Source organism: Actinospica durhamensis (genome assembly GCF_018139695.1).
Classification (GTDB): Bacteria; Actinomycetota; Actinomycetes; order Streptomycetales; family Catenulisporaceae; genus Actinospica; species Actinospica durhamensis.
This window is the reverse complement of the sequence record NZ_JAGSOG010000021.1, coordinates 21,686-37,384: the sequence shown is the minus strand read 5'-3', so window position 1 is coordinate 37,384 and position 15,699 is coordinate 21,686. Positions and strand designations below refer to the sequence as shown.

The 15,699-nt window shown below is 72.6% G+C and carries 17 protein-coding genes; 7 read left to right on the top strand and 10 right to left on the bottom strand.

From position 1 onward, the window contains the following. Nucleotides 1-50: 50 nt before the first annotated feature. Nucleotides 51-542: a PNPOx family protein gene (locus KDL01_RS07230; RefSeq protein WP_212527568.1), complete on the top strand. Its 492-nt coding sequence runs from the start codon at nucleotides 51-53 to the stop codon at nucleotides 540-542. Here the strand turns inward: KDL01_RS07230 and KDL01_RS07225 are convergent. The 3 genes from KDL01_RS07225 to KDL01_RS07215 form a co-directional block, all read right to left on the bottom strand. Continuing rightward, nucleotides 523-1,005 carry an SCO2583/SCO2584 N-terminal domain-containing protein gene (locus KDL01_RS07225; RefSeq protein WP_212527567.1) on the bottom strand — a complete coding sequence of 161 codons (483 nt, stop codon included), beginning with the start codon at nucleotides 1,003-1,005 and terminating at the stop codon, nucleotides 523-525. The genes KDL01_RS07230 and KDL01_RS07225 overlap by 20 nt on opposite strands. Nucleotides 1,006-1,112: 107 nt before the next feature. Beyond that, nucleotides 1,113-3,332 carry an ATP-dependent DNA helicase RecG gene (recG, locus tag KDL01_RS07220; protein WP_212527566.1) on the bottom strand — a complete coding sequence of 740 codons (2,220 nt, stop codon included), beginning with the start codon at nucleotides 3,330-3,332 and terminating at the stop codon, nucleotides 1,113-1,115. An 89-nt stretch (nucleotides 3,333-3,421) separates the two neighbouring features. Continuing rightward, nucleotides 3,422-5,155, bottom strand: a complete 1,734-nt coding sequence (locus tag KDL01_RS07215) for a DAK2 domain-containing protein (protein WP_212527565.1) — start codon at nucleotides 5,153-5,155, stop codon at nucleotides 3,422-3,424. A 191-nt stretch (nucleotides 5,156-5,346) separates the two neighbouring features. On the opposite strand from KDL01_RS07215, the gene rpmB reads away from it, so the two are divergent. The 3 genes from rpmB (at nucleotide 5,347) to KDL01_RS07200 (ending at nucleotide 7,476) form a co-directional block, all read left to right on the top strand. Further along, on the top strand, nucleotides 5,347-5,535 hold the full coding sequence (rpmB, locus tag KDL01_RS07210) for a 50S ribosomal protein L28 (protein WP_212527564.1): 189 nt from the start codon (nucleotides 5,347-5,349) through the stop codon (nucleotides 5,533-5,535). Between the two features lie 199 nt (nucleotides 5,536-5,734). Beyond that, the gene (locus tag KDL01_RS07205; RefSeq protein ID WP_212527563.1) at nucleotides 5,735-6,235 is read left to right on the top strand and encodes a SigE family RNA polymerase sigma factor; all 501 of its coding nucleotides are present in this window, start codon (nucleotides 5,735-5,737) and stop codon (nucleotides 6,233-6,235) included. Beyond that, the gene (locus KDL01_RS07200) at nucleotides 6,232-7,476 is read left to right on the top strand and encodes a hypothetical protein (protein ID WP_212527562.1); all 1,245 of its coding nucleotides are present in this window, start codon (nucleotides 6,232-6,234) and stop codon (nucleotides 7,474-7,476) included. Before KDL01_RS07205 ends, KDL01_RS07200 begins: the two co-directional genes overlap by 4 nt. A 37-nt stretch (nucleotides 7,477-7,513) precedes the next feature. Here KDL01_RS07200 and thiD read toward each other — a convergent pair whose 3' ends face one another. Both thiD and KDL01_RS07190 read right to left on the bottom strand, forming a co-directional pair. Next, a complete protein-coding gene (thiD, locus tag KDL01_RS07195) occupies nucleotides 7,514-8,290 on the bottom strand; it encodes a bifunctional hydroxymethylpyrimidine kinase/phosphomethylpyrimidine kinase (RefSeq protein ID WP_307846158.1) in 777 nt (258 codons plus the stop codon). Nucleotides 8,291-8,346: 56 nt separating this feature from the next. Beyond that, nucleotides 8,347-9,336: a thiamine-phosphate kinase gene (locus KDL01_RS07190; RefSeq protein ID WP_307846157.1), complete on the bottom strand. Its 990-nt coding sequence runs from the start codon at nucleotides 9,334-9,336 to the stop codon at nucleotides 8,347-8,349. A 206-nt stretch (nucleotides 9,337-9,542) separates the two neighbouring features. On the opposite strand from KDL01_RS07190, the gene KDL01_RS07185 reads away from it, so the two are divergent. After that, entirely contained in the window at nucleotides 9,543-9,794 is a 252-nt protein-coding gene (locus KDL01_RS07185; protein ID WP_246576071.1) for an Lrp/AsnC family transcriptional regulator, read from the top strand. Continuing rightward, nucleotides 9,791-10,336, top strand: a complete 546-nt coding sequence (locus KDL01_RS07180; protein ID WP_212527561.1) for a DUF3515 family protein — start codon at nucleotides 9,791-9,793, stop codon at nucleotides 10,334-10,336. The genes KDL01_RS07185 and KDL01_RS07180 overlap by 4 nt, the downstream gene beginning before the upstream one ends. Nucleotides 10,337-10,432: 96 nt before the next feature. Here the strand turns inward: KDL01_RS07180 and KDL01_RS07175 are convergent, their stop codons facing one another. The 3 genes from KDL01_RS07175 to KDL01_RS07165 are packed head-to-tail and all read right to left on the bottom strand — an operon-like array spanning nucleotide 10,433 to nucleotide 13,443. Then, nucleotides 10,433-11,581 (bottom strand): D-alanine--D-alanine ligase family protein, encoded by a 1,149-nt coding sequence (locus KDL01_RS07175; protein WP_212527560.1) that lies wholly within the window; start codon nucleotides 11,579-11,581, stop codon nucleotides 10,433-10,435. A 12-nt stretch (nucleotides 11,582-11,593) separates the two neighbouring features. Continuing rightward, nucleotides 11,594-12,598 (bottom strand): NAD(P)H-dependent glycerol-3-phosphate dehydrogenase, encoded by a 1,005-nt coding sequence (locus tag KDL01_RS07170; RefSeq protein WP_212527559.1) that lies wholly within the window; start codon nucleotides 12,596-12,598, stop codon nucleotides 11,594-11,596. Continuing rightward, nucleotides 12,595-13,443 (bottom strand): lysophospholipid acyltransferase family protein, encoded by an 849-nt coding sequence (locus tag KDL01_RS07165; RefSeq protein WP_212527558.1) that lies wholly within the window; start codon nucleotides 13,441-13,443, stop codon nucleotides 12,595-12,597. The genes KDL01_RS07170 and KDL01_RS07165 overlap by 4 nt, the downstream gene beginning before the upstream one ends. Before the next feature lie 248 nt (nucleotides 13,444-13,691). Here KDL01_RS07165 and cofC point away from each other — a divergent pair, with 248 nt between their 5' ends. Further along, nucleotides 13,692-14,537, top strand: coding sequence for a 2-phospho-L-lactate guanylyltransferase (cofC, locus tag KDL01_RS07160; RefSeq protein ID WP_212527557.1), 846 nt, complete (start codon nucleotides 13,692-13,694; stop codon nucleotides 14,535-14,537). Between the two features lie 160 nt (nucleotides 14,538-14,697). Here the strand turns inward: cofC and KDL01_RS45845 are convergent, their stop codons facing one another. Continuing rightward, entirely contained in the window at nucleotides 14,698-15,321 is a 624-nt protein-coding gene (locus KDL01_RS45845) for an HU family DNA-binding protein (protein WP_212527556.1), read from the bottom strand. A 107-nt stretch (nucleotides 15,322-15,428) separates the two neighbouring features. Beyond that, the gene (locus KDL01_RS07150) at nucleotides 15,429-15,689 is read right to left on the bottom strand and encodes an SCO5555 family protein (protein ID WP_212527555.1); all 261 of its coding nucleotides are present in this window, start codon (nucleotides 15,687-15,689) and stop codon (nucleotides 15,429-15,431) included. Nucleotides 15,690-15,699 lie beyond the last annotated feature (10 nt).

The following is a 15,699-nucleotide window of genomic DNA, read 5'->3' as shown; positions in this document are numbered from 1 at the left end:
AGTGCCCGTTTCCGTTGCGTGCCGCACGGGGCGGGTCTAGCGTCGAAACTATGAGTACTGAGACTTCTCCGGCTCCCGGGGCCTCGGCCCCGCAACCGCCGCAGACCATGGCCTACCAGCGCGCCGTCAACCGCGTGATGCGCGGGCTGCTGGCCACGCCGGGGGTCTCGGCCGGCATCGGCAAGTACCTGATCACGCTCTACGTGGTCGGGCGCAAGAGCGGCCGGCACTACGACGTGCCGGTGGCCTACACGCCGTACGAGGGGGTGCTGCTGGTCGGCACTCCGTTCGGCTGGTCCAAGAACCTGCGCACCGGCGAGCCGCTCGAGGTGCGCTACAAGGGCAGGCGCCGCACCGCCGACGTCGAGGTGGTGCGGGACGAGACGGGCGTGGTGGCGCTCTACGACGTGATCTGCCGGCACAACAAGAACTTCGCCAAGTTCAACAAGATCACCCTGGACGCGGACGGCGGGCCGGTTCCGGCGGACCTGCGTCAGGCCTGGCAGGCGGGCGGCCGCGTGCTCAAGCTGACCCTGCGCTGAACCGGGCGCCGATCCGCCCGCGCTCGGCCCCGGCCGCCGCGGCGCGGGTGTGGTCCTGCACGACGGTCTCGATCACGGCGAACACCACCGCGCCGACGATCACCGCGATCAGGGCCTTGCGCACCCAGGCGCGGGCGCCCTGGCGGCCCCGCCCGTAGTCGCCGCGGCGCGGCCGGGACCAGGCCCGCGGCCGGCCGAATCCGGGGCGGGTGCGCGGCGCGAGCGGGGTCGGTGCGGGTCCGCGGGCGCGCCCGCGGACCGTGGCATCGCCGACGGTGGGGTGCTCGCCGCGCCACGGGGTGGTCGGCGGCGGTTCCTCGCGCCACCGGTTCTGCAGCATCCGCGCCCGGGCCGAGGGTTCGTGCACGGCGGCGGGGCGTCCCTGCTGCACCTCGCGCACCAGCTGCGCGAACTGCGCCTCGAAATCGGGATCCGGCTCGGATCCGCCCAGGGTGTCGGTCACCCGCCGAACCTTAGGGTGGGTACGGCGCCGCGGCAAGGTATCCCGCGTCACAGCCCGACCGGCCCCCCGACCTGCCTCCAGACCTGCCTCCGGCCTGCCGCGACGGATCAGGTCATGGCCAGGAACCCGGCCCGATCAGAGTGCTGCAACGCGTCCACCGCGGCACGCAGCCCCGGGTGGCGCTCGAGCGGCGCGTCCTGGGCGACGAGCTCGGTCGCGGCCTGCCTGGCCAGGCCGATCAGCTCCTCGTCGCGCAGCACCGAGAGCAGCCGCAGCGAACTGCGGCGGCCGGACTGGGCCGCGCCGAGCACGTCGCCCTCGCGGCGCTGTTCCAGGTCGATCCGGGAGAGCTCGAAGCCGTCGAGCGTGCCCGCCACGGCGTCGAGCCGTTCGCGCGCGGGCGTGTCCGCGTAGGCCTCGGTGACCAGCAGACACAGGCCCGGCGCGCTGCCCCGGCCCACCCGGCCGCGCAGCTGGTGCAGCTGGGAGACGCCGAAGCGGTCGGCGTCCAGGATGACCATGACGCTCGCGTTCGGCACGTTCACGCCGACCTCGACGACGGTGGTGGCCACCAGCACGTCCAGCGACCCCTCGGTGAATGCGGACATGACCTCGTCCTTCTCCGCAGGGGTGAGCCGGCCGTGCAGCACGCCGATGCGCAGACCGGCCAGCGCGCCGGCCTCGAGCTCGGCCGCGACGTCGACGACCGCCAGCGGGGGGCGCCGCTCGGACTCGGCCTCGATGGGCTCGGTCTCCGGGGCGTCGCTCCCGTCCGAGTCCGCCTCGTCCCCCGCCTCGCCGCCGATCCGGGGACACACGACATAAGCCTGATGCCCCTTGGCGACCTCCTCCCTGATCCGCTCCCAGGCGCGGGTGAAGAAGTTCGGCTTCTCCAGGGCGGGCACCACGTGCGTCTGGATCGGCGCGCGGCCGCCGGGCAGCTCGGCCAGGACGGAGGTCTCCAGATCGCCGAAGACGGTCATGGCCACGGTGCGCGGGATCGGCGTCGCGGTCATCACCAGCAGGTGCGGCGGCACGGATCCCTTGGCCCGCAGGGCGTCGCGCTGCTCGACGCCGAAGCGGTGCTGCTCGTCCACGACCACCAGGCCGAGTTCCTGGAACTGCACGTGCTCCTGGATGACCGCGTGCGTGCCGACCACGATCCCGGCGTCGCCACAGGCCGCGTCGAGCAGGTTGGCCCGGCGCTCCTTCGCACCCTGAGAACCGGTGAGCAGCGCGACCTTGGTGCCCTCCGGGTCGCCGTCGAGCTGGCCGGGGCGCGCGAGCGGACCGAGCATCTGCGTGATCGAACGGTGGTGCTGCTGCGCGAGCACCTCGGTCGGCGCGAGCAGCACGGCCTGGCCGCCGCTGTCGACGACGGTGAGCATCGCCCGCAGCGCCACGACCGTCTTGCCGGATCCGACCTCGCCCTGCAGCAGCCGGTGCATCGGGTGCGGCCGGGCCAGGTCCCGCTCGATCTCGGTGCACACGGTGCGCTGTCCGGCGGTGAGGGTGAACGGCAGCCGCTCGTCGAAGCGTTCCAGCAGTCCCCCGGCCCGCGGTTCGCGCGCGGTGGCCGCCTCGGCCTGCGACGCGAGCCGCCGCTGGGCCAGGACCACCTGCAGCGGCAGGGCCTCGTCCCACTTCAGCCGCTCCTTGGCCACGAGCGTCTCGGCGAGGTCGTCGGGACGGTGCACCCGCAGCAGCGCGGTACGCAGGTCCAGCAGGTTGAAGCGCCGGCGCACCTCGGCGGGCAGCGGGTCCTCGAGCTCCGGCAGGGAGTCGAGCACGACGCGCACGCAGCGTTGGATGGTCCAGGTGCGCAGCTTCGCGGTGGCCGGATAGACGGGCCTCGGCTTGGCGAACTCCTCCGCCGCCTTGCTCCCGTCCTCGTCCTCGTCGTAGAGGTGGTACTCCGGGTGCACGATCTGCGGGCGGCCGCGGAAGCTGCCGACCTTGCCGGCGAAAAGGCCCGAGGTGCCGGGGCGCAGTTCCCTTTCGGCGAGCCAGCTGTGAAAGAACGTCAGCTGCAGCGTGCCCTTGCCGTCGGTGATCTCCACCTCGACCCGCGGCGGCCTGCGCCCGGGCCCGGGGTGCTTGGTCACCTTCGCCACCTCGGCCTGCACGGTGATCTCCTCGTCCGGCTGAAGCCGGGTCAGATCGGAGAAATCGCCGCGCTCGTAGTAGCGCCGGGGGTAGTACCGCAGCAGGTCGCCGAAGGTGCGCAGGCCCAGCTCCTTGGCCAGCACCTTCGCGGTGCGGTCGCCCAGCACCTCGACGAGGGGGTGGTCGAGGGGGTCCGCGGCCCCGGTTTCCGCGACGCTCATCCGCTTCCCTTCGCTCCGTGCCGCGACGTGTTCCCGCGCCGCGACGGCCCGCCACCGCGCTCCCGCGACGCCGCTCCCCGTACCGCCGGCTACTCGACCCCGATCAGCAGCAGCCAGCCGGCCTGGCCGCCCGCGTAAGCCACCACGTCCATCTCCGGCCGGCGGGCGAGCACTCGGGTGGTGACCGCGTCCACCAGCGCCGCCGTGGGCAGCCCGAGATCCGCGCCGGTCACCAACGTCACCATCTCACCACCCGCCGACACCATCCGGTCCACCACGCCAAGCGCGGCCTCCAGCACGCTCTCGGCGATGACCGCGACGTCGTCCTCGATGAAGCCGAGCACGTCCCCGGCGCAGGCCACCCCGGCCATGGTCCAGGCCTCGTCCTCGGCCAGCCGCAGCGCGCCGTAGCGGGTGGCGCCGGCCGCGGCGGTCATCGCGACCACGTCGGCGTCGAAGCGCCGGCCCGGCTCGTGCACCGCGAGGGCGGCCACCGCCTGCACCGCCGCCTTGCCCGGGATGACCGCGACCCGTACCCCGGGCAGGTCGCGTTCGGCCTGGTCGGCCGCGGCGAAGGCACCGGCCAGCCCGTCCCGGTCGGCGGTGACGATGACCACCTCGCGCACGTCCGCGTCCAGCACGGCCCGGCTCAGCTGCGCGCTGGTCGGCGGACGCCCGTCCGGACCGGCCAGCGGGACCGCGCCGACCTCGGTGAACAGCGCGGCAAGGCCCGGCCCGTCGGCCGCGGCCAGCACCACCCGGCCGGTGCGCGGGGTGGCGCGCACGGTGCCGCCGTGGTCCACGCACTCGGCCAGCGCGGTCACCCGCAGGTCGCGCGGGCGGCCGTGGTCGAGCGCGGCCTCGATCGCCGGTCCCGGCTGGTGCAGGTGGATGTGTACGCGGTAGCGCCCGGCGCCGCCCGCGATCACCAGGGAGTCGCCGCCGTCGGCCGCGCAGATGCGTTCGAGCTCGGCCCGCAGCGGCTCGATGGACTCGGTATCGATGAGGAAGACGAGTTCGAGGCCCGGATCCGCTCCGGCGGCGGACTCGGTGCGCACCACGGCGCCGCGCGACGCGGAGGGCGCCGGCACCCGGACCGGGCGCAGCAGCGAGCGGCGGGCGGCGGCCGCGCCCAGGGACTCGACCCGGCGCGGGTCGTACCCGCCGACCAGCGCCGCGAGTACGTCGAGGAACACGCACACGCCGCGGCCGCCGGCGTCGACCACGCCCGCGGCGGCCAGCACGGCGAGCTGGTGCTGGGTCTCGCGCAGCGCGGTGGCCGCGGCCTGGCGGGCGGCCTCGGCCACGGCCGCGAACGCGGGGGGCGCGGCGCCCGCGTCGGCGCTGCGGCGCACCGACTCCCCCGCCGCCACGGCCGCGGCCCGCACGACCGAGAGCATGGTGCCCTCCACCGGCCGCGAGACCGCGGCCCTGGCCGAGACGTCCGCCCTGGCCAGCGCGGCGGCCAGCACGCCCGGGTCGACGAAGCCGCCGGACCGGGCCGTGGCGGCCAGTTCCTCGGCCAGCCCGCGCAGCAGCTGGGCCAGGATCGCGCCGGAGTTGCCGTGCGCCGCCTCCAGCGCCCCGTCCGCCAGCGCGCCCAGGGCCGCGGCCGCACCGGCGGAACCCGCGTCGCCCGCGCGCTCGAGTTCGTCCAGGCGTTCGCAGGCGGCGTCGAAGGTCAGGTAGAGGTTGGTGCCGGTGTCGCCGTCGGGCACCGGGAAGACGTTGAGCGCGTCGATCTCCTCGCGCGCCCGGCCGAGCGCGGCCAGGCAGGCCCGAGCCCAGGTACGCACCGAGGATCCGTCGACGGCTTCGAGCACGGGGCGCCCTTCCTCAGGCGGGATTTCCTCTCCCGCCGACCGTGGCGGCAGAATCGATTGTCAGCCCAACACCTTAGGTGCTCCAGGGCGGATTGGCACCGGAGCGGATTTCTGAGTTACCCTGACCAGGTTGCCCGGAACACGCCTGGGCGCGAGTCCACCTGTAACAACGGTCTTTTGGAGTGTCTCCCGTGGCTGCCAACTGTGACGTCTGCGGCAAGGGTCCGGGTTTCGGCATGAACGTGTCGCACTCGCACCGCCGTACGAAGCGCCGCTTCAACCCGAACATCCAGAACATCCGCACGACGCTGCCGAACGGCACGCCGAAGCGGCAGAACGTCTGCACCAAGTGCCTGAAGGCCGGCAAGATCACCCGCTGAGGTTTCGGCTGACCGGAAGCGGCGCAGAGCGTTTCCGAAGGGCGGTCCCCGCATCACGCGTGAGACCGCCCTTCGACGCGTTCTCGTCTACTCTCGTTCGTCCCTGACGCCCCTTCAGTCCGGCCTGATCCGTATGCAACCCGGCGCTACCCACCCGGGTTAGTAGCGGTGACCACATCACCGCACGGACAGGATCCCGATGGCGCCACACATACCTGACGGGGACTTCGTCGAGTACATGGCCGCGCACGCGCTCTGGCTGCGCCGCGTGGCCTATCTGCTCTGCCAGGACTGGGACCAGGCCGACGACCTGGCGCAGACCGCGATGACGAAGCTCTACGCGCACTGGCCGCGGGCCAGGAAGGTCGAGAACCTTGACGGCTACCTGCGCACCATCCTCGTCAACACCTTCCTTTCCGAGACGCGCCGTCCCTGGTGGAAGCGCATCGTCTCGTCCGAGCAGGCCGCCGAGGACGTCGCGGCCGAAATGCCCGATCTGGACGCCTCGCTCGACGTGCGCGACGCACTGGCCGCCCTGCCTCCGCGCCAGCACGCCACCCTGGTACTGCGCTTCTACTGCGATCTGACCGTGGAGCAGACCGCGGTGGAACTCGGCTGCTCCCAGGGCACCGTGAAATCCAACACCTCCCGTGGCCTGGCCTCACTGCGCGTGCTGCTCGAGGGCGGGGTGTCGGCGTGAACGACTTCTTCCCCGACTGGGCCGGAGACGACGAGGAGCTCGCGCGCATGAACCACCAGGAGCACCGCGATCCGGCCGACGCCCTGCGCCGGCTCATCCTGGACACCGCGCCGCCGAGCCGGATGGACATCACCCGGGCCGCCCAGGACGGATTCCGGTTGCGCCGGCGCCGCCATATCGCCCGCAGCCTGACCGGCGTGGCCACGGTCGGGGTCGTGGCGGCGGCCGCGGTCCTGCTGCCCGGGCATCTGCACGACACCGCACTGCCCACCTCGGCGCCCGCCACCTCGAACTCCCGGAGCAGCAGCGGCGCGGGCACCTGTCCCACCCTGCGCGGCGCAGCCGGCACGCCGAGCGGCACCGACTACCGCGTCGAGGTGCCCGCCGAGTTCGGCTGGCTGCCCTCGGACGAGGTCTCCCAGGTCAGCGAGTCGGTGACGAACTTCGCCGACACCGATGGGCTCGACGTCACCACCAGCGACCCCTACATCGTCTCGGCCGTTTCCGCCTCGGACGCGGACGTGAACATCTACCTGTCCGTCTACGCCTACGCGGCCGAGGTGCCCGGCCAGCACGCGGCGCTGCCGCCGGGCTGCCCGAGCAACGAGATCGACGGGACCCGGGGCGGCTCGGCGCAAAGCGGCTATCAGATCCCCGCGCCGGAGGTGAACGGCGGCAAGGCCTACTGGTTCACGCTCCATCAGGGCGTCATCGACGACGGGGGCACCACCGAGCTGATCTGGCAGACGCCCTCGGGCACCTGGGCCTCGGTCTCCGGCACCGACCTCGACTCGGCGACGGTGCAGTCGACGCTGGAACACGTGGCGGACACGGCGGAAGTGGGCCAGGCCGGTCTGGCCTCACCGCTGCAGATCAGGGGCGTGCCCGCGGCTGCGCGGATGCAGGTCGGGCAGGTGGCGATCACGCAGTCGGCCGACGGCGATCGGAACGGCTACAGCTTGCAGTTCCCGCTGACGTTCGGCACCGGCGAGTACATGGGCCAAGTCGACGTCTCCGTCTATCCGGCGGGCCAGAACCCGGACAACGGCGGCTACGCAACAGTCTGCGACACAGTCTCCGGCTGGCAGGTATGCCTCCAGGACGTGAACATGAGCGGCGTCGCGCAGAGCGGGTTGGCCGCACATCTGCCCGGCGGTATGACCGCGCTGCAACACGACCTCGTCGTGCACGGAAAGGACCCCTCGACCTGGTCGGCGGAACTGGTCGAGGGCTCGAAGTGAGCCACTGCCCTTGCTCTTGCTCTTGCTCTTGCTCTTGCTAGAGCGCCACGGGGTGCCCGACCGGACCGATGCCGGAACCGAGCGGGTACCCCAGGGCGATGGCCTCGGTGACGTACGCCTTGGCCGCGGCCACGGACTCGGGGACCGGGAGCCCGGCGCCGAGCCTGGCCGCGACGGCGCTGGCGTAGGTACAGCCGGTGCCGTGGGTGTGCCGGTTCGGGATGCGTTCGGCGACGAACCAGTGCTCGGATTCGCCGTCGGTGAGCAGGTCGGCCGCGGCGTCGTCGGCGAGGTGGCCGCCCTTGAGCAGGACCCAGTCAGGGCCGTGGGCGAGCAACTCGCGGGCGGCTGCGCGCATGGCGGCGCGGTCGGGGACGCGGTGGCCGAGCAGCCAGGCCGCCTCGTCCAGGTTCGGGGTAAAGACGCTGGTGCGCGGCAGCAGTTCCGCCAGCAGCGCCGCGCGGGCCCGGCCGGAGAGCAGGGTGTCGCCGTGCTTGGAGAGCGCGACCGGGTCCACCACGACCGGGACGCGCTCGTCCAGGGTCCGCAGCAGTCGGGCGACGAGCCGCACGGTCGCCTCGTCGCCGAGCGCTCCGGTCTTGACCGCGTCCACGCCGATGTCCTCCACGCAGGCGCGGAACTGTGCCTCGACCGCCTCCGGCGGCAGCGGCCAGGAGCCCTGGACACCGTGCGAGTTCTGCGCCGTCACGAGCGTGATCGCGCTCATCCCGTGCGCGCCGAGGGACTGAAGGGTTTTCAGATCCGCCTGGATGCCCGCGCCGCCGCCGGAGTCCGAGCCCGCGATCGTCAGCACCCTGGGTCGGGGCGGTGCGGGCCGCGATGACGGTGACGAGGACGGCGACGGCACCGTCACGAGAAGTGGTCCCAGCCCTGGGCCCCGGCCCAGGCCCGTCCGGCCACGGTGACCAGCGGGGCGTCCTCGCCGGCGCGCTCGTGCACCCGGCCGACCGCGATCCAGTCGGGCGGCAGGGCGGCGCCGGGCGGGAAGGTCGCGGCCAGCGCGTGGTCCTCGCCGCCGGTCAGCACCCAGGCGAGCGGGTCGAGACCGAGTTGCACGGCGGTTTCGCGCAGCCGACGGTCGATCGGGAAGGCCTCGGGGTCCAGGTCGAGCGCGACGCGGCTCTCCTCGGCGATGTGGCCGAGGTCGGCGAGCAGGCCGTCGCTCACGTCCAGCATCGCCGTCGCGCCCGCCCGGGCGGCGGCCGGTCCCTGCGCGTAGGGCGGCTGCGGGCTGCGGTGGCGGGCCAGGGCGAGCTTGGGGCCGTCGAGGCCGCGCAGCAGCAGCTCGTACCCGCACACGCTCCAGCCCAGCTCCCCGGCCACAGCCACCACGTCTCCCGGGCGGGCGCCGGAGCGCAGCACCGGGGCGCGGCCCTCGAGGTCGCCGAGGGCGGTCACGGCGAGCAGCAGGATCTGCGCCTGGACGGTGTCGCCCCCGGCCACCGAGGCACCCACCAGCGCGGACTCGTCCGCGAGCCCCGCGGCGAGGTCGCGGGCCCAGCTGAGCGGAAGGTCGGCCGGGGCGGCCAGACCCACCAGCAGGGCGGTGCCGACGCCGCCCATGGCGGCTATGTCGGCCAGGTTCTGCGCCGCCGCCTTGCGTCCGACCTGGTACGCGCTGGACCAGTCGCGGCGGAAGTGGCGGCCCTCCACCAGCAGGTCGGTGCTGGCGACCACGCGGCGGTCGGCCGCGGCGATCAGCGCGGCGTCGTCGCCGGGTCCGAGCAGCACCGCCGGCCCCTGCTCGGCCCGCCGGGCCACCCGCGCGATCAGGCCGAACTCACCGATCTGGCCTAATGTGGAATCACCGGCGGCATCCGGATCCTGCGTGTCGCTCACGCCTCCACTGTAGAGGGCGCCCAGGACCCGCCGTATCGCCGGGAACCACACGCAACCTCCCCCGGGAGAGGGCACCATGACCAGCCGTAGCGCCAGGATCCACTCTCCGGTGTGGAACTCGCGGGAACCCCCTTGCGGCGCCCCTGGGTCGGGCCGGTAACGTTTCGCCATCGCCTAGTTCTCATTGACTATAAGTAGTAGTCCAAATGGAGGGCTCCATCGTGGTTCAGGCCTACATCCTCGTACAGACCGAAGTCGGTCGCGCCGCCGCGGTGGCCGGTCAGATCACCGAACTGCCGGGGGTACTGTCCGCCGAGGACGTGACCGGTCCCTATGATGTGATCGTGCGTACAGAAGCCGAGACCATGGACGAGCTGGGCAAGCTGATCGTGGCCCGGATCCAGGTCATCGAGGGCATCACCCGGACGCTCACCTGCCCGGTGGTCAACCTCGGATGAATAGACTCAGGGTCCTTCTTCCCACCGCGGGAGTGGTCGTCGCCTGCGTCGGCGGAGCAGTGGCGTGGCTGCTGCTCGGGGCGGACACCGCGGTCGCGGTGACCCCGCCGAAGGTGGACGCCCAGACTCAGGCCGCCTGCACCTCCCTGCAGCACCACCTGCCCGAGACCGTGGACGGGAAAAAGCGCGTCAGCACCTCCCCCAGTTCGCCGCTCACCGCCGCCTGGGGCTCCAGCCCGATCGTGCTCACCTGCGGGATCGGCGAGCCGACCGTCCTGGTCTCCGGCTCCAAGGACTACGACGCCGACGCCCAGGCCGTCTACGCCGACGGCGTCGCCTGGCTGCCGGTCCCCGAATCGGACGGCTACGCCTTCGTCGCGATTCAGCGTTCTGTCTACATCGAGCTGTTCGTGCCCAAGTCCTACTACCTGGCCTCGACCGGCGCGCCCACCATGGACGCCCCCACCGACCTGTCCGCCGCCGTCATCGCCGGCACCACCCGCAACGACGGCCGCACCGGCGCGGACGTCTCTCCGCTCTAGAGACGCCGCCCCGCCCCGCCCTCCGGCATACCGCGGGCCCGCTCCGACCTGGTCGGAACGGGCCCGTCGTGTTCGTACCCGTGTTCGTACCCGTGCTCAGCGCAGCCCGGCCGGACGCGCCAGCGCCTCGCTCAGCAGCCGGTCCACCAGCTCCGCGTAGCCCACCCCGGTCGCCGCCCACATCTGCGGGAACATCGAGGTGGGGGTGAATCCGGGCATCGTGTTGATCTCGTTCACCACGAATCGGCCGTCCTCGAGCAGGAAGAAGTCCACCCGGGCCAGGCCCTCGCACTCGAGCGCGAGGAAGGCCTCCACGGCCAGCCGGCGGATCTCAGCCGTCTGTGACTCCTCGAGCTGCGCGGGCAGGTCCACATCGGTGGACCCATCCAGGTACTTGGCCTCGAAGTCGTAGAACTCGTGCCCGCCGCGCACCTTGATCTCGGCCGGCACCGAGGCCTCGGGCGCCGCGCCGTCGATGCCGGCCAGCACGCCCACCTCGATCTCGCGGCCCCGCAGCATGCCCTCGATCACCAGCTTCGGGTCGTGCACCCGCGCCGCCTCGATCGCCGCGGCCAGCTGCTCCGGCGCGTGCACCTTCGAGATGCCGTTGGACGAGCCCGCCCGGGCCGGCTTGACGAACACCGGGTAGTCGAGCACTGCGACCGCCTCGTGCACGGCGGCCGGGTCGCGGTCCCACTGCGCCGCACGCACCGTCACATACGGCCCGACCGGCAGGCCGGAGGCCGCGAGCAGCCGCTTCATCACGTCCTTGTCCATGGACACGGCCGAGGAGAGCACGCCCGAGCCCACGTACGGGATCCCGGCCAGTTCCAGCAGCCCCTGCAGCGTGCCGTCCTCGCCGTACGGGCCGTGCAGCAGCGGCAGCACCACGTGTACGTCGCCGAGCACCTTGGGCACCGCGCCAGGCTCGTGCACGGTCAGCTCGCGCGCGGTGGGGTCCGGCGCCATCGTCACCAGCGCGCCGCTGGTCTCGTCCAGGCGCGGCGGCAGCGAGCCGTCCGTGATCGCGAGCTGCTCGCTGATCCCGTCGGCGAGCACCCAGCGGCCGTCGGTGGAGATGCCGACCGGCACCACCTCGTACCGCTGCGGATCAAGGACCTTCAGCACGCTGCCGGCGGTGACGCAGGAGATGGCGTGTTCACTGGAGCGGCCGCCGAACACGACGGCGACACGCACCTTGACATCGGATGCGGATTGGGCGGAGACGGCAATCGGGTCGCTCATAACCCCAAGACCCTAGTACAAGGCCTCGGACTTCGCGGACCTCGCCATCAGCGTTGCGAGCATCTCCTTGGGTGAATGACCGTCATGGACCACACCCACTACGGCGCGTGCGATCGGCATGTCCACTCCGTGACGCTCCGCCAGTTCGAGCACCGACTCGCAGGACTTCACGCCCTCGGCCGTCTCCCGCACCAACTCGCTGGCCTGGGTGACGCTCAGCCCGCGGCCGAGGTGCACGCCGAACATGTGGTTGCGCGAGAGCGAGGAGCCGCAGGTGGCCACCACGTCGCCGAGGCCGGCCAGGCCGGCGAAGGTGTACGGGTCGGCGCCCACGGCCACACCGAGGCGGGTGGTCTCGGCCAGGCCCCGGGTGATCAGGGTGCTCTTCGCGTTGTCGCCAAGGCCCATGCCGTCGGCCATGCCCGCGGCCAGGCCGATGACGTTCTTGACCGCCCCGCCGAGCTCACAGCCGATCACGTCGTTGCTGGTGTACGGCCGGACGTACGGGGTGTGACAGGCCTTCTGCAGCCGCTCCGCGGTGGCCTGCTCGGCGCTGGCCACCACCGTGCCGGCGGGCATCCGGCGCGCGATCTCGTGCGCCAGGTTGGGTCCGGAGATCACCGCGATCCGGTCCGGGCCCGCCCCGGTGCACTCGGCGATGACCTCGCTCATCCGCATGCAGGTGCCGAGCTCCACGCCCTTCATCAGCGAGACGAAGACGGTGTGCGAGTCGGCCTGGGCGGCCCAGCCGGAGAGGTTGGCCCGCAGCGTCTGCGAGGGCACCGCGAGCAGCGCGAAGTCGGCGCCCTCGAGCGCCGTGGCCGGGTCGGTGGTCGCGCTCAGCCCGTCCGGCAAGGTGATCCCGGGCAGATAGTCCGGATTCTCCCGATTCACGTTGATCGCTTCGGCCAGGTCCGCGCGGCGGCCCCACAGGGTCACCTCGGTGCCCGCGTCGGCGAGGACCATGCCGAAGGCCGTGCCCCAGTTGCCCGAACCGAAGACCGCGGCCCGCGTCATTCGGCAGCCTCCGCGGAGGTGCCGGGCGCGGTCTCTGCGGGCACGGTCTCCTCGGCGGGCACGGACTCGGCGGGCACGGCGGGCACGGCGGGCGCGGGGGTGGTCTCGGCGGGCGCGGCGGCCGCGGCGGAGTCGAGCGAGCGCGGCGGCTGGTAGCGCACGGCCGGGGCCTTCTCGCCGCGCAGTCCCTCGAGCAGCTTGGTGATCTCGTCCATGATGTAGTCGGTCACCTCCTGCTCCGCGATCCGGTCCCTGGTACGCCCGGCCCAGCGGCTCAGGTCGAGCGCGGGCCCAGCGACCACCTTGAGGGTCTTGCGCGGGAAGAACTGCGGCTTGGTCGAGTAGGGCGCGAACACCTCCTGGGCACCCCACTGGGCCACCGGGATCACCGGCACACCGGTGCGCAGCGCGATCCGGGCCGCGCCGGTGCGCCCCTCCATCGGCCACAGGTCAGGGTCCTTCGTCATGGTGCCCTCGGGGTAGAAGACCACCGTCTCCCCGTTCTTGACCGCGTCCTGCGCCGCGAGCAGTGCCTTGACCGCGTCGCGCGAGTCGCGCTGCACCGGGATCTGCCCCGCGGCCTTGAACAGCCGTCCGAGCACCGGGTTCTTGAACACCCCGGCCTTGGCGGTGAACCGCGGCGTACGCCCGTTGGCCACCACGAAGTGCCCGAGCGAGATCGGGTCGAAGAACGAGTAGTGGTTGGCCACGATCAGCGCCCCGCCCGTCTCGGGCAGGTTCTCCTTGCCGCGCCAGTCCCGCTTGCACAGGACCGCCATGATCGGCCGGACGATCGCGGCGATGGAGTTGAACGCGAAACCGGGACGCGGATTGCGGCGGGCCACCTGGGGTCCTTCCGGTCGGCCGAAGCGGCGCGACGTGGGTCGACGAACTATTGCGAACGCAACCCTAGTCTCCCGCGCCGGCTCTGTTCATGCCAAGGCGCCCCGAACTCCGGGCGACCCCGGCCGCCCGCGCGCACCCGGTTGGATCTTCGGATGCGCGTCGCGTTCCGGCCACGTCCCGGTCGCCCGGCCGACGCCGAGCACCCGCCCCGCCGCGCATCCGCGCCCGCTGATGGAATCATGGTCGGGTGTGGTCCCTGGTGATTCCGGTCAAGCGCCTGTCCGAGGCCAAGACCCGGCTCGCGCCCGTCCCGCCCGAGCGGCGCCGCGGCCTGGCCCTGGCCTTCGTGCGCGACTGCGTGACCGCCGCCCTGGCCACCCCGCAGGTCGGGCAGGTGCTGGTGGTCACCGCCGATCCGGAGGCGGCACGGCGGCTTTCCGCGCTCGGCGCCCGGATCGCCCCGGAGCCCGGTTCCGACGCGTCGTCGTCGGCGGCGCAACGGCTGAACGCGGCGATCTCCTTCGGTGCCGGGCGTTCCCTGAGCCAACGCCCCGACCTGCGGGTGGGAGCACTCACCGGTGATCTTCCGGCCCTGCGTCCGGCCGACCTGGCCGAGGTGCTCGCGCGCGCGGCCGCGATCCCGGGGCGCAGCTTCGTCCCCGACGCCGCGGGCACCGGCACCACGCTGCTGCTCGGCGCCCTCGACGGCGGACTCGACCCGCGCTTCGGCCCGGACTCGCGCACCGGCCACGCCCGCAGCGGCGCCCTCGAGTGGTCCGACGCCGGCCCTTCGCTGCGCCAGGACGTGGACACGCTCGCGGACCTCGAGGCGGCGTTAAGGTGGGGCGTGGGGGCCCATACCGCGCACGAGATTGGCCTAGGACTGATGCAGGGAACGGTCAGGAGCTTCGACCCGGAGACCAGGGGCGGCACCGTGCTGCTCGACGACGGCACCGAACTGCCCTACGACGCCGCCGCCTTCGACGCCGGCGGCCTGCGGCTGGCCCGGATCGGCCAGCGCGTCGCCCTGCGCGCCGACGAGGGCGGCCGGATCACGGCCCTGACGCTGGCCACCCTGCCGCTGCCGCAGTAGCCGCGGCACGCGGGCGCTCTCGGCGCTTCTCGGCGTCCTGACGGCGTTGTGCGGCGTTCTGCGGCGTCCTCGGCGCGGCCGGAAAAAGCCGACGTCCCCCCGACCGCCGGCGCCTGGCGGTCGAGGGGACGTGCGCGTTCTACTCCCCGAGTGGTGCGTCTCAGCGCTTGCGCGCGGTGGCCTTCTTGGCGGTGGCCTTCTTCGCGGTCGCCTTCTTGGCCACGGTCTTCTTCGCCGCGGTCTTGGTGGCCGGGGCCTTGGCCACGGTCTTCTTGGTCATCGGACGCGCGGTGGCCTTGACGGCGGTCTTCTTGGCGGCCGGCGCCTTCTTCGCCACCGTCTTCTTCGCCGCGGCCTTCGTCGCGGCGGCCTTGGTGGCGGTCGCGGTGGCCTTCTTCGCCGTGGTCTTCTTCGCCGCCATGGTCGCGGTGGCCTTCTTGGCGGTGGCCTTCTTGGTCGCGGTCTTCTTCGCGGCCGACTTCTTCGCGGCGCCGCGGCGACGGCCGGTGGTCGCGTTCACCTCGTCCTTGAGCGCCTGGCCGGGACGGAACTTCGGCACCGTGGCGGCCGGCACGTCCACCGACTCGCCGGTGCGCGGGTTGCGGGCGGTGCGGGCCGCGCGACGCGTGGTCTCGAACGTGCCGAAGCCGGTCAGCGACACCTTGTCGCCGGAGATGATCGCGCCGGTGATGCCTTCGAGCACGGCGTCGACGGTGTCACCTGCCGACCGACGGGAGATGTCCAGCTTCATGGCGACGGCGTCGATCAGCTGTGCCTTGTTCACGATGCGCCCCTCGGGGGTAGGTGCGGCGCACCGTTTGCGCCACACTTGCGGTGATTTCCTTTCCGCACCGTAGGCCCCTGAATCGCACGAATCAAACACCAAAGGCTCTAATCACCCTTGTGTCGCAATACCAGTGCGTCGAGAAACCGGTCAAGACGACGCAGCGCGTCGGTCCGATCATGCCGCGAGGCGGCCGTGATGACGAGCAGGCGCCGGACGAAATCGGCGCGTTCGGGCACTTCCATATCCATGGCGCGCAAGGCTTCGTGCGCCTCTTTCAAGCGTTGGGCCAGGCGTGCATAGCCGGAAAGCTCGGCCAGTTCGGCGTCGTCGAAGGACTCGGAGTCCTCATCCGCCGCCGTGCCCATGACTCCATTG